The organism is Nocardia sp. NPDC050718, from assembly GCF_040654235.1.
Classification (GTDB): Bacteria; Actinomycetota; Actinomycetes; order Mycobacteriales; family Mycobacteriaceae; genus Nocardia.
Genome location: NZ_JBFAHQ010000001.1, coordinates 1,038,480 through 1,052,015, shown reverse-complemented (window position 1 = coordinate 1,052,015; position 13,536 = coordinate 1,038,480). Strand labels below are relative to the sequence as shown.

Annotated in this window: 10 protein-coding genes; 4 read left to right on the top strand and 6 right to left on the bottom strand. The window is 69.0% G+C overall.

The features are described from left to right. Positions 1-108: 108 nt before the first annotated feature. The 3 genes from AB0H54_RS04805 to sucC form a co-directional block, all read right to left on the bottom strand. A complete protein-coding gene (locus AB0H54_RS04805) occupies positions 109-1,173 on the bottom strand; it encodes a DUF5336 domain-containing protein (protein WP_355273520.1) in 1,065 nt (354 codons plus the stop codon). 197 nt (positions 1,174-1,370) lie between these two features. After that, on the bottom strand, positions 1,371-2,288 hold the full coding sequence (gene sucD / locus AB0H54_RS04800; RefSeq protein ID WP_355273523.1) for a succinate--CoA ligase subunit alpha: 918 nt from the start codon (positions 2,286-2,288) through the stop codon (positions 1,371-1,373). An 11-nt stretch (positions 2,289-2,299) separates the two neighbouring features. Further along, complete coding sequence (gene sucC, locus AB0H54_RS04795) at positions 2,300-3,466, bottom strand: ADP-forming succinate--CoA ligase subunit beta (protein ID WP_355273526.1); 1,167 nt, start codon at positions 3,464-3,466, stop codon at positions 2,300-2,302. Between the two features lie 520 nt (positions 3,467-3,986). On the opposite strand from sucC, the gene AB0H54_RS04790 reads away from it, so the two are divergent. After that, entirely contained in the window at positions 3,987-5,030 is a 1,044-nt protein-coding gene (locus AB0H54_RS04790) for a M23 family metallopeptidase (RefSeq protein ID WP_357342766.1), read from the top strand. Between the two features lie 58 nt (positions 5,031-5,088). Next, complete coding sequence (locus AB0H54_RS04785; RefSeq protein ID WP_357342764.1) at positions 5,089-6,468, top strand: DUF1731 domain-containing protein; 1,380 nt, start codon at positions 5,089-5,091, stop codon at positions 6,466-6,468. Positions 6,469-6,476: 8 nt separating this feature from the next. Here AB0H54_RS04785 and pcrA read toward each other — a convergent pair whose 3' ends face one another. After that, the gene (gene pcrA, locus AB0H54_RS04780) at positions 6,477-9,065 is read right to left on the bottom strand and encodes a DNA helicase PcrA (RefSeq protein WP_357342762.1); all 2,589 of its coding nucleotides are present in this window, start codon (positions 9,063-9,065) and stop codon (positions 6,477-6,479) included. A 299-nt stretch (positions 9,066-9,364) separates the two neighbouring features. Between pcrA and AB0H54_RS04775 the strand changes: the two genes are divergently transcribed. After that, the gene (locus AB0H54_RS04775) at positions 9,365-9,658 is read left to right on the top strand and encodes a chorismate mutase (RefSeq protein ID WP_022566231.1); all 294 of its coding nucleotides are present in this window, start codon (positions 9,365-9,367) and stop codon (positions 9,656-9,658) included. A gap of 90 nt (positions 9,659-9,748) precedes the next feature. Here the strand turns inward: AB0H54_RS04775 and AB0H54_RS04770 are convergent, their stop codons facing one another. Beyond that, positions 9,749-11,206: an NAD-dependent succinate-semialdehyde dehydrogenase gene (locus AB0H54_RS04770; protein ID WP_357342760.1), complete on the bottom strand. Its 1,458-nt coding sequence runs from the start codon at positions 11,204-11,206 to the stop codon at positions 9,749-9,751. Between the two features lie 82 nt (positions 11,207-11,288). On the opposite strand from AB0H54_RS04770, the gene pgi reads away from it, so the two are divergent. Then, positions 11,289-12,929: a glucose-6-phosphate isomerase gene (gene pgi / locus AB0H54_RS04765; RefSeq protein ID WP_357342758.1), complete on the top strand. Its 1,641-nt coding sequence runs from the start codon at positions 11,289-11,291 to the stop codon at positions 12,927-12,929. On the opposite strand, the gene AB0H54_RS04760 is transcribed toward pgi, so the two are convergent. Further along, positions 12,898-13,491, bottom strand: a complete 594-nt coding sequence (locus AB0H54_RS04760) for a potassium channel family protein (RefSeq protein WP_357342756.1) — start codon at positions 13,489-13,491, stop codon at positions 12,898-12,900. The genes pgi and AB0H54_RS04760 overlap by 32 nt on opposite strands. Positions 13,492-13,536: the final 45 nt, after the last annotated feature.

Here is a 13,536-nt window from a genome sequence, read left to right as displayed (position 1 = left end):
ATTCAGCGTGGCAGCTTCCCCGGCGGGCGCGGGTCAGGCGCGCCGCGAGCCCACAGGCGCACCTGTGGGCTCGCGATCGAACCTGTGCCACGCGCGGCGGCCGTCGGTTTACTTGTTGTCGTCGGTCGGGCGGAACGCCGTCGTCGCGTCGGACGCCGGGTCGGCGTTCTGCTCGCCGCCGAACGGCTGGCCCTGCTGCGGCGCGGCCGCACCGGGCTGCGCGCCACCGTAGGTCGGCGCGCCGAAGGGCTGACCCTGACCGGGCTGCTGCCCGCCGAAGTGCTGGGTCGCGCTCTCGTCCGGCCGCGGCTGCGCCTGCGGCGCGGCACCGTAGGGCGACTGCTGCTGCGGCGCACCGTACTGCTGGCCGTACGGCGACTGCGGCGGCTGCTGGCCGTAGGACGGCTGCTGGCCCGGCTGGCCGTAGGACGGCTGCGGCGCCTGCGGCACCGACGGCTGGCTCTGCTGGCCGTACGGCGACTGGGTCGGGTACTGGCCGCCGGTCTGGCTCTGGCCGTAACCGCCCTGCCCGTACGCCTGCTGGCCGGTGCCCTGGCCGTAGCCCTGCTGGCCGTAGCCCGGCTGCTGGCCGTACTGGCCGTACTGACCCGGCTGCTGCTGCGGCTGGGCGGGCTTGGGCGCGGGCGGCTTGATGATGCCCAGCTCGAACAGCACCGCGACGATCGCGGCGGCCGCGGTGAGCAGCGCGAAGACGATCACGATGTAGGCGCCGAACTCCAGCTCGGCGCCCTCGGGGACCGAGAAGGTCAGCGCGAGCACGGCGAACAGGCCCGCCACCGCGGCCGCGGCCGAGGCGCCGAGCAGCTTCTGCTTGGGCAACAACGACACACCGGCCAGCAGACCGGCCAGCAGCACGATGCCCAGCGTGGCCGAGCCGCCGAAGTAGGCGAAGAAGCTGTCGGTCTCGTCGCTGCTGACGGTGGTGCCGCCGATCGTCACCGGCTTGGTGCCGACGAACGGCAGGAAGCCGAGCAGGAAGGTCAGCACACCGAGGCCAGCGGTCGCCGCGGTCAGAATGAAGGGCAGCCCTTTGCCTTCCGCGTCGGTCGCGGACGATGGCGCAGCGCCGGCGGCACCGGTGCTCGGGCCCTGGCTGGGCGCGGCGGGTGTCGCGGGTGCGTTGTACCCGGAGCCCCCGGTCGGGTAGGACATGTCGTCGTCTCCTTGTCGAGTCGTGCGCACGGTCGCGTCGAACTGACTGGTGCTGATCCGGTTACTGACGCTACTGCACGTCCTGTCCCCGGTCATCACCTACCGAGCGGGCTGTGGACAACCACCGCCCTGTGCAGAATCGACGAAGGCCGCCCCGGTCAAACCTGGAGGCGGCCTTCGTAGCTGTTGCGTGCGGATCAGGCGGAGGCGATGGACGCCTTCTCCAGGATCTCGCGCGCGAGCGCGGCGGTGGCGGACGGCGTCTTGCCGACCTTCACACCCGCGGCCTCGAGCGCTTCCTGCTTGGCCTGCGCGGTACCGCCGCCGCTGGAGACGATGGCGCCCGCGTGGCCCATGGTCTTGCCCTCGGGCGCGGTGAAGCCGGCGACGTAGCCGACGACCGGCTTGGTCACGTTGGCCTTGATGTAGGCCGCGGCCCGCTCCTCGGCGTCGCCACCGATCTCGCCGATCATGACGATGATCTTGGTCTCCGGGTCCTTCTCGAACGCCTCGATGGCGTCGATGTGGGTGGTGCCGATGACCGGGTCGCCGCCGATGCCGATCGCGGTCGAGAAACCGAAATCACGCAGCTCGTACATCATCTGGTAGGTCAGGGTGCCCGACTTCGACACCAGGCCGATCGGGCCCTTGCCGGTGATGTTGTTCGGGGTGATGCCGACCAGCGCCTCGCCGGGGGTGATGATGCCGGGGCAGTTCGGGCCGATGATGCGGGTCTTCTCGCCCTTCTCCACGTTGTAGGCCCACGCGTAGGCGGAGTCCTGCACCGGGATGCCCTCGGTGATGACCACGAGCAGCGGGATCTCCGCGTCGATGGCCTCGACGATGGCGTCCTTGGAGAAGGCGGGCGGCACGAACGCGATGGAGGTGTCGGCGCCGGTCTTCTCCATCGCCTCGGCGACGGAAGCGAACACGGGCAGCTCGATCTCGTTGCCGTCTTTGTCCGTGTGGGTGACGGTGGTGCCGGCCTTGCGCGCGTTCACGCCACCGACGACGTTGGTGCCCGCCTTCAGCATCAGCGCGGTGTGCTTGGTGCCCTCGCCGCCGGTGATGCCCTGGACGATGACCTTGTTGTCCTTGTTCAGGAAGATGGACATGTTCGTGTTCCTTACTTGGCTGCGGCCAGTTCGGCAGCCTTGTCGGCGCCTTCGTCCATGGTCTGGGCCAGCGTCACCAGCGGGTGGTTGGCCTCGGCGAGGATCTTGCGGCCCTCGTCGACGTTGTTGCCGTCGAGACGGACGACCAGCGGCTTGGTGGCCGCGTCGCCGAGGATCTCCAGCGCCTTCACGATGCCGTTGGCGACCGCGTCGCACGCGGTGATGCCACCGAACACGTTGACGAACACGCTCTTGACCTGCGCGTCGCCCAGGATGACGTCCAGACCCGCGGCCATCACGGAAGCCGAAGCGCCACCGCCGATGTCGAGGAAGTTGGCCGGCTTCACGCCGCCGTGGTTCTCACCGGCGTACGCGACGACGTCCAGGGTCGACATGACCAGGCCGGCGCCGTTGCCGATGATGCCGACCTCACCGTCGAGCTTGACGTAGTTGAGGTCGTTCTCCTTGGCCTTCAGCTCGAGCGGGTCGGTCGCGTCGACGTCGGCGAAGTTCAGGTGATCGGGGTGCCGGTACTCGGCGTTCTCGTCCAGGGTGACCTTGCCGTCGAGGGCGAGGATCTCGTCCTGCGGGGTGCGCACCAGCGGGTTGACCTCGACCAGGGTGGTGTCTTCGGAGATGAAGACCTCCCACAGCTTCTGGATGGTCACGGCCGCGGCGTCGAGCACGTCGGCGGGCAGGTGGCCCTTCTCCGCGATCTCACGGGCGAAGGCCAGGTCGACACCCTTGACGGCGTCCACGGCGATCTTGGCGAGGCGCTCGGGGGTCTTCTCCGCGACCTCTTCGATCTCCATGCCGCCCTCGACCGAACACATGGCCAGGTAGGTGCGGTTGGACCGATCGAGCAGGAAGGAGATGTAGTACTCCTCCGCGATGTCCTTGGCCTCGGCGACAAGGAGCTTCTTGACGATGTGGCCCTTGATGTCCAGGCCGAGAATGTTCTGCGCGTGCGTGAACGCGTCCTCCGGGGTGGCGGCGTACTTGACGCCACCCGCCTTACCACGGCCGCCCACCTTGACCTGCGCCTTGACCATCACCGGCTTGCCGATTTCCTCGGCAATCGCGCGAGCTTCTTCGGCCGTGTCGCAAACACGACCCTCGGACGAAGGCACTCCGTGCTTAACGAAGAGCTCCTTCGCCTGATATTCGAAGAGATCCATGTACTCACCGTCTCGTCTGCGTTGCTATGACAACGTCTTTGTTGGCGGCCCGACGTCGGTAGCGGGTCGGGTCGGACTCTAACCAGTCACATGGAGGGCCAATCGGCCACATTCATCCTAAGTGGCGCAGGTCACGACGTGTTACGGGAGGTCGGGAAAACCGCTGGCCAAGGCTACTGGTGAGTAGTTTTTCGGCGATTTCCGACACCGTGGCAGGTCGGGACATGTAAACCCGTGACCCCTCACGATCTACTACGTTATGTCGTCGAAGGTCCTCACCCGAGAGGCCTCGAAATGGTGAGATATTCCGACGCGTTACGGTGACGAATCTCACACACTACGGTACGTTTTCGACCAGCGCTTGCCACTCTGCAATCGCTTCGTTACCGTCAATGCGGTCGAAGTCACAACCAGGTCACGACAACCAGGTCACGACTGGCAAGTCAGGACTGAGGAGGACGACAAGCTTGAGGCACGTCAGCACTCGCTTGGAACAGCCGTCGGCGATTCGGCGCAGCCGATGAACCACCGCTCCACCTTCACAGTCGAAGATCGCACCAACTCCGGCCACCGTTACCGGTACACCGACGAGTACACCTCGCACCCGCAGGGCAGGCGCGCGCCCGCCGCGGCGCCCGAGCCCGCGTGGCCGCAGCAGAACACCTGGCAGGACCAGAACCACTGGAACGCCGACAACGCGTGGACCCCCGCCGAGGACGAGTGGACTCCGGACGAGTCCGACACCTATGACTCCGGCACCTACGCCACCTCGTGGGAGCCCACCCGCGCCACCGAATCCGAAGAGCAGGCGCCGCGCCGCGCCGAACGTCGTGGTGGCGCGCACCGCGTGCCCGCTCCCCCCGCCGCGCTGAAGGGCCGCGCCGCGGTCATCGCCGTCGCCGCGGGCGCTGTCGTCGCCGCCGGTCAGGCCGCGATGGCCGATCCGGGCCAGCCTGCGCACGGTGTCGACTACGAGGCCGCCGGTCAGATCCACGAGATCGCGGCCCAGTCGATGAGCACCGCCGATCTCGACGAGAACGGCACCGGCGCTTCGGTTCTCGACGCCACCACCATCGCCGACAAGAGCCACTTCGACGACATCCTCGCCAAGGGCCAGAAGTTCGCCGAAGATCTCGCCGCGCAGGAATCGGCCAAGCTGCGCCCGCTGTTCGCGAAGTTCACCTCCGGTAACTACACCTCCGGTTTCGGCGCCCGCTGGGGTGTGCAGCACCTCGGCATCGACGTCGCCGGTCCGATCGGTACCCCGATCTACTCGGTCGCCGACGGCACCGTCATCGAGGCCGGGCCCGCCTCCGGCTTCGGCATGTGGGTGCGCGTCCTGCACGACGACGGCACCGTCACGATCTACGGCCACATCGACACCGCGACCGTGGTGCAGGGTGAGCGGGTCATGGCGGGCGATCAGATCGCCACCATGGGCAACCGCGGCTTCTCCACCGGCCCGCACTGCCACTTCGAGGTGTGGCTCAACGGCACCGACAAGATCGATCCGGTCCCGTGGCTGGCCACCCGCGGCATCAGCCTGGGCGCCCAGCGCGACTGAGGTGAGGTGATCAGCGGCACCCTTCCCAGTGCCGCCGGTCCCGGTTAGCGTTCCAGTCATGGCTGGTACGACGAAGTACACGCAGTTCATCGCGCTCCCACCGGAATCCGTGTGGAGCGTCCTGGGGGATCTCGAACAGTGGCCGGAGTGGAATCCGGGCGTGCGGTCGGTGCGGATGCACGGGCCGGTCGCCGTCGGCGCCACCGGTGACTACCTGCCGAGCGGACAGGTCGCGGCGCGTATTCACGGCCGATTCGGCGAATCGTTCACCGTCACCACCGTCATCCCCGACCGGGAACTGAGCATCGAACAGCCCGAACCCGCCGGGACCATGCGGCTCACCTGGCGGCTGACCCCGCGCGACGGCGGCACCGAGATCACCCAGGAGCTGCGGTTCACCGGTCCGTCCGCCGCGGCGGCGCGCGCGGTGGTCCGGCCGTTCATCGAAACCGATGCGCGCGTGAACTTCTCGCGGCTGGCGCGGCTGGCCGGGCTGGTGCCCGCCGACGACGCGCTCACCGTGGTCATCGCCGGTGGCACCGGTGCGCTCGGCACCCAGATCGCCGCCGACCTCACCTGTCGCGGCCAGCGCGTCACCCTGCTCACCCGCAGGCGCGTGCCCGCGCTGCCGTTCCGGCAGACCGAATGGGACGGCCGCTCGGTCGGCGCCTGGGCCGCGGAACTGCGGGAACCGGGCAGGCTCGCGGTGATCAACCTGGCGGGCAAGCTGGTCGACTGCCGGCCCACCGAACGCAACATCACCGAACTGCGCACCAGCCGGGTCGATTCCACCGCCGCCCTGGTCGCCGCCGCCGGGCTGCGCGACACCCCGGTCGACTACTGGGTGCAGGCCAGCACCACCGCGATCTGGTCGGACGCGGGCGAAACCCGCTGCACCGAAACCACTCCCCTGCCCGTGGGCCTGCCGCAGATGACCGGCGTCGCCCAGCCGTGGGAGGAGGCGTTCGATCCGGCCCGCGCCGCGCACTGGACGATCCTGCGCACCTCCATCGTCCTCGACCCCGACGCGCCCGCGCTGAAGCGTCTCGCCCAGCTCACCAAGGCGGGCCTCGGCGGCCGGGTCGGCCCCGGTGACCAGTGGTTCAGCTGGATCCACATCGAGGACTGGCTCGCCGTCGTCCGGGCGACGCTCGGCCTCGATCCCGACCTCGGCCTCCCCGACGGCATCCTCGTCGCCGCGACCGAATTCCCGGTCCGCAACACCGAACTCATGGCGACCCTGCGCCGCCTGCTGCACCGGCCACCGTCGCCGCCGACCCCGGCGGCGATCCTGAAGGTCGGCGCCGTCGTCCTGCGCACCGACCCGGCTCTCGGCCTGACCGGCCGCCACGCCACCTCGGAAGTCCTGCACAAGGCGGGCTTCGCCTTCCGCTATCCGACTCTCGACGAAGCCCTGACGGATCTACTGCCGCACTGAGGTTCGCCCTACAGCTTCACAATGGTCCGGCTGAACTGGGGGATCAGCCGGATCTTTCCGGCCGTGCCGAAGTCGATGGTGACGGTCGCCAACGGGCCGACACCGTCGGCGGCGACCACCCGGCCCAGGCCGTACTTGTCGTCGCTGACCCGATCGCCCACGGCGAGTACGAGATCGGTGTTGTTCCGCTTGACCGCGCCGCCGCCCGGCGCGGGCCTGCGCTGGCCGGTGCCGCCGCGCACACCGGGACGCTGGTCCCAGCCGTCGCCCCTGGTCCAGTCGCGTTCGAAACCGCTCTCCTCGCGCCTGCGGCCACGCTGGACGGGCGAGACCACCGGCTCCAGGCGACGCCAGTCCAGCAGGTGCTGCGGGATCTCCTGCAGGAACCGCGATTCCGGGTTCGACACCGGCTGGCCCCAGCCCGAGCGCACCACGGCACGCGAGAGATAGAGCCGCTGCCGCGCCCTGGTGATGCCGACGTAGGCGAGCCTGCGCTCCTCGGCCAGCTCGGTCGGATCGCCCAGCGCGCGCATGTGCGGGAACTGGCCGTCCTCCCAGCCGGTCACGAAGACGACCGGGAACTCCAGGCCCTTCGCGGTGTGCAGCGTCATCATCGTGACCACGCCTGACCCCTCGTCGGGGATCTGGTCGGTGTCGGCCACCAGCGACACCCGCTCGAGGAACGCCGCGAGCGAGCCGGGCTCGGGTTCGCCGTCGCCCGCCTCCGGCAGCAGGCCCTCCTCGCGCGCGGCCTCGGCGTTGTTGAACGCCTCGGAGCTGAATTCGCGGGCCACGCTGACCAGTTCGTTCAGGTTGTCCAGGCGCGCGCCGTCCTGCGGATCGTCGGAGGCTTCCAGTTCGGCCCGGTACCCGGTGCGGTCGAGCACCGCGTCGACGACATTGCCCACGTCGGGATACTCGCTGTCGGCACGCTTTCCGGCCGCGCGGATCTCGTCGAGCAGGTCGAGGAAGCCGGCGATGGCCCGCACCGCCCTGGTGTTCAGCAGCGCGACCTTGCCGTCGGCGGCGTCGCGCAGCGCGGCGGCGAAGCCGATGTCGCGCTGTTCGGCGTGCACCGCGACGCACGCCTCGGCGCGATCGCCGATCCCGCGGCGCGGGGTGTTGAGGATGCGGCGCAGGCTCACCGCGTCGTCGGGGTTCTCCAGCACGCGCAGGTAGGCCACCACATCGCGGACTTCCTTGCGCTCGTAGAACCGGACGCCGCCGACCACCTTGTACGGCAGGCCCATCCGGATGAAGATCTCCTCCAGCGCCCGCGAATTGTTGTTGGTGCGGTAGAAGACCGCGACATCGCCGTAGTTCGCGTCGCCCGCGTCGACCAGCTTGTCGATCTCCTTGGCGACGAACGCGGCCTCGTCGTGCTCGTTGTCGGCGACGTAGCCGGTGATCAGCTCGCCCTCGCCCGAGTCGGTCCACAGCTTCTTCTCGCGCCGGCCCTCGTTGCGCGAGATCACCGCGTTGGCGGCGGAGAGGATGTGCTGGGTGGAGCGGTAGTTCTGCTCCAGCAGAATGGTTTCCGCGTCGGGGAAATCGCGCTCGAATTCCTCGATGTTGCGGATCGTCGCGCCGCGGAAGGCGTAGATGGACTGATCCGCGTCGCCGACCACGCACAGCTCGCTCGGCTCGACGCCGGCTTCCTCGTCGGTCTGCGCGCTGTGGTGGCCGACGAGTTCACGCACCAGGACGTACTGCGCGTGGTTGGTGTCCTGGTACTCGTCGACCAGGACGTGCCGGAACCGGCGCCGGTAGTACTCGGCCACCTGCGGGTGGTTCTGCAACAGCGCGACCGTCTCGCCGATCAGGTCGTCGAAGTCCATGGCGTTGGCCGCGCGCAGCCGCTTCTGGTACTCGGCGTAGACCCGGGCCACCAGCGCGGGCAGTTCGGTCTCGTCGGCCTCGGCGTCGGCGGCGGCCTGCTCGGGCCCGATGAGTTCGTTCTTCAAGTTGGAAATTGCGGTGGCCAGCAACCGCGCCGAATACTTCTTGGTGTCGATGTCGAAATCGCGGCTGATCATCGTCAGCAAACGGCGCGAATCGTCGGCGTCGTAGATGGAGAAATTCGAATTCAGGCCCGGCAACAGGGCGGCCTGCATCCGCAGAATGCGCACACAGCTGGAATGGAACGTCGAGACCCACATGCTGGCCGCGCGCGGGCCGACCAGCCCCGCGACCCGCTCGCGCATCTCGGCGGCGGCCTTGTTGGTGAAGGTGATCGCCAGGATCTGCCCGGTGTGCACGCCGCGCGCGGCGAGCAGGTAGGCGATGCGCCGGGTGAGCACCGCGGTCTTGCCCGAGCCGGCGCCCGCGACGATCAGCAGGGGCGAGCCCGCGTGCACGACGGCCGCGCGCTGCTGCGGATTCAGTCCGTCGAGCAGGCGTTCGGTCTCCTCGACGCGGCGCTGCTCGCGTTCCTTGCGGCGCTGTTCCTGCTCGGCGCTGTGCCGCGCCGCCGCCTCGGCCAGCCCGCCACCGGACGCGCCGGAACCACCACCGTCCCGGCGCGATAGCTCCGCGGGCGCGGACGCTGGTTCACTGGGATCGGCGGCTGAGGCGTGGGGAGCGACCGTGATATCCATCGTCTGTCCACGCTACCGGCGGGCACCGACAGGCGGCGAACCGCGGGCTTCTCAGCTGATTCACAAACACAACTGTTTTGCATGGCTGGGGGCCCGTGGCACACTGGGCCTCATGGCCAGTGCTTCTCCGCATGCCCGGATCGGCAAACGATCCGATATCGTGGCGGTGCGCGCGGCTATTTGCGCACTCCCGGGGGGATCACGTACCGCCCATCGGGAAAGTTTCAGGGTGAAGGAACAGATCGGGTAACAGGCCGTGCGGCCCCACCGATCCAAGTTCTGACACGAGGAGATGAATGATGAGCACCCCTGCTACGACCACCGGGTCCGATTCGGCTCTGCCGCAATCCGAGGCGGAGATCGAGAAGCTCCGCCTCGAGATCGACCAGCTCGACGCCACGATCCTCGCCGCGATCAAACGCCGGAGCGAGATCTCCCGGATCATCGGCCGTACCCGGATGGCCTCCGGTGGTCCGCGCCTGGTCCACAGCCGCGAGATGAAGGTGCTCGAGCGCTTCAGTGAGCTCGGCCAGGAGGGCCACACCCTCGCCATGCTCCTGCTCCGCCTCGGCCGAGGTCGCCTCGGCCGCTAGGCACCGACCAAGCCACGCGGCGGACCACCAGTTCGCCGCATCCACAAAGCCGCCCCGGGTGCGACACCTTCCCCGGGGCGGTTTCGTGTCTCAGGTCAGCGCGACGTACTTCGTGTTCAGGTATTCCTCGATGCCCTCGATGCCGCCCTCGCGCCCGAAGCCCGATTCCTTGACGCCACCGAACGGCGCGGCCGGGTCGGAGATGACGCCGCGATTGACGCCGACCATGCCCGTCTCCAGCGCCTCCGACACCCGCAGCGCCCGGTCAAGGTCCCGCGTGTACAGGTAGCTGACCAGGCCGTATTCGGTGTCGTTGGCGGCGGCGACACCCTCCTCCTCGGTATCGAAGGCGACGATCGGGGCAACCGGGCCGAAGACCTCCTCGCGCAGGATGCGCGCCGAGGCGGGCACGTCACCGAGGACGGTGGCCGGGTAGAACCAGCCGGGGCCACCGGGTGCCTTGCCGCCGAGCAGCAGCTGGGCGCCCTGGTCGACGGCGTCGTCGACCAGCTCGCTGACGATCTCCCGCTGCTCCTCGCTGACCAGCGGACCGAGGGTGCTGGCCGGATCGGTGCCCGGCCCGAGCACCACGGTGTCGGTCATCGCGGCGACCAGCTTGGCGGTGAACTCGGCGACCACCCCGCGCTGCACGTGGAAGCGGTTGGCCGCGGTGCACGCCTCGCCGCCGTTGCGCAGCTTCGCCTGCATCGCGCCCGCCACCGCCGCGTCGATGTCGGCGTCGTCGAACACGACGAACGGGGCATTGCCACCCAGCTCCATCGAGGTGCGCAGCAGCCGGTTCGCCGACGCCGAGACGAGCTTTTTACCGACCTCGGTGGACCCGGTGAAGGTGAGTTTGCGCAGCCGCGGATCGTCGATCAGCGGGCCGGTGACGGCACCGGAACGCTGGGTCGTGACCACCGACAGCACGCCGTCGGGCAGCCCGGCCTCGCTGCACAGCTTGGCCAGCGCCAGCATGGTCAGCGGGGTCGCCGAGGCGGGCTTGACGATCATCGTGCAGCCCGCGGCGAGCGCGGGCCCGATCTTGCGGGTGCCCATGGCGAGCGGGAAGTTCCACGGCGTGATCGCCAGACACGGACCGACCGGTTGTTTTGTCACCATGATCCGGCCGGTTCCCGACGGCGCGTGCAGGTAGCGGCCGTGCACCCGCACCGCCTCCTCGCTGAACCACCGGAAGAACTCGGCGCCGTAGCGCACCTCGTTGCGGCTCTCGGCCAGCGCCTTGCCCATCTCGAGGGTCATCAGCAGCGCGAACTCCTCGGCCCGCGCGGTCAGCTGCTCGAACACCGTCCGCAGGATCTCGCCGCGCTCGCGCGACGGGGTCGCCGCCCATGCCTCGCCCGCCGCGACGGCCGCGTCCAGCGCGCGCATCGCGTCGTCCGGCGTGGCATCGGCGACCTGCGCGATCACCGAGCCGTCGGCGGGATTGCGCACCGCGAAGGTGCCACCGCCCGTCGCCTCGACCGGCCCGGAGCCGATCCACAAACCCTTCGGTACGAATTCGAGTACGTCACGTTCGGACACCATGGGAGTCAGCGTAGGCCGCGGGCCGGGAGCGCACATCCAACTGCGGCGCCGGACTTCATCGGACGCTGTAATGTCGGCTGACGTGAGCAGCGACATCACCGCGTCGGCGGCTTGGCAGGCACTGTCGGACAACCACCGCAGCGTCGCACCCCTACACCTGCGCAAACTGTTCGCCGATGATCCGGCGCGCGGCAAAGACCTAACCGTGCGGGTCGCCGACCTGCACATCGACTACAGCAAGCATCGGGTGACGCGCGAAACCCTCGCGCTGCTCGTCGATCTCGCCCGCACCGCGGGCGTGCCGGAACGGCGCGACGCGATGTACGCGGGCGCCCACATCAACACCTCCGAGGACCGCGCGGTCGGGCACATCGCCCTGCGGCTGCCGGTCGGCGATCAGCTCAGTATCGACGGCACCGACGCCGACGCCGAGGTGCACGAGGTGCTGGGCCGGATGGGCGAATTCGCCGATTCGGTGCGTTCGGGCGAGTGGCGCGGCGCGACCGGCGAGCGCATCACCGCCGTGGTCAATATCGGCATCGGCGGCTCGGATCTCGGGCCCGACATGGTGTACCGCGCGCTGCGCCACTACACCGATCCCGGCATCGAGGCAAGGTTCGTCTCGAATGTCGACCCGTGCGATCTGGTCGCCAAGCTCACCGGGCTCGACCCGGCGACGACGCTGTTCATCGTCGCCTCCAAGACCTTCTCCACCCTGGAGACCCTGACCAACGCGACCGCGGCCCGGCGCTGGCTGGTCGCCGCGCTCGGCGAGGACGCCGTCGCCAAGCACTTCGTCGCGGTGTCGACCAACGCGCAGCGGGTGGCCGAGTTCGGCATCGACCCCGCGCACATGTTCGGCTTCTGGGACTGGGTGGGCGGCCGGTATTCGGTCGACTCCGCGATCGGCCTGTCGGTGATGGTGACCATCGGCAAGGAGCAGTTCGCCGAATTCCTCAGCGGAATGCACGCCGTCGACCGGCATTTCGCCACGGCTCCGCTGGAGCAGAACGGGCCGGTGCTGCTGGCCATGCTCGGGGTCTGGTACACGAATTTCTTCGGTGCGGAATCGCGCGCGGTGCTGCCGTATTCGAACGACCTGGCCCGCTTCCCCGCCTATCTGCAACAGCTGACGATGGAATCCAACGGCAAGTCGGTGCGCGCCGACGGCACCCCGGTGACCACCTCGACCGGCGAGATCTTCTGGGGCGAGCCGGGCACCAACGGCCAGCACGCCTTCTACCAGCTGCTGCACCAGGGCACCCGGCTGATCCCGGCCGATTTCCTCGGTTTCGCCCGCTCCACCGACGACCTGCCGACCCGCGACGGCACCGGCAGCATGCACGACATCCTGATGAGCAACCTGTTCGCGCAGACCAAGGTGCTGGCCTTCGGCAAGACCGCCGAGGAGATCGCCGCCGAGGGCACCGATCCTGAGCTGGTGCCGCACAAGGTGATGCCGGGCAACCGGCCGAGCACCACGGTGCTGGCGCCGGAGCTCACGCCGTCGACGGTGGGTCAGCTGATCGCCCTCTACGAGCATCAGGTGTTCGTCGAGGGCACCGTGTGGGATATCGACAGTTTCGATCAGTGGGGCGTCGAGCTGGGCAAGCAACAGGCGCTGGAGCTGATGCCGCTGCTCAGCGAGCCCGCGCAGCCGGTGACGCAGGGCGATTCGTCGACCGACGAACTCATCGAGTGGTATCGGGCCCATCGTCGCTGACCTCGGTGCCCGTCGCCGCCCGCGCGGCGGCGGCGCGGTCCGCGGCGGCGATCCGGGTGTTCACGCTGTTGGTCGCGATGGAGATCAGCGTGCCGAGGACGACCAGGTCGAACACGATCTGCACCATCGTCGCGATGCGGGCCGCCTGACCCACCGCGTGCACGTCGCCGTAACCGATCGTGCCCAGGGTGACCATCGTGTAGTAGAGCGCGTCGGTGCGCGTCGTCAGACCCTGGAACTGGCCGGGTTGCAGCTGCTGGAGCCGGAAGTAGTACAGCGAGAAGACCACACAGACGACGCACACCACGAGCAGCACACCGTCGACCCGGCCGCCCGCCGAGGTCGGCGCGTTCAGGAAGTGCTCGACCCGACGCCAGACCAGCCAGCCGAGCCCGATGATCCCGGCGATGAAGGTGCACACCCCCATCACCCGGCCCGGCCACGCGTTCAGGTCGAAGAAGAACCCCACCGGCACGCTGTAGTAGAGCAGCAGCGCGAACACGGCCGCCGCCGCGTTGCGCAGCGCGTGCCCGGGCATGCGGGTCCGCCACCGTCGCGTCATCGCTCCATGATTGCCCGCCGAGCGCCCATTTCCGCGCGTACGCGC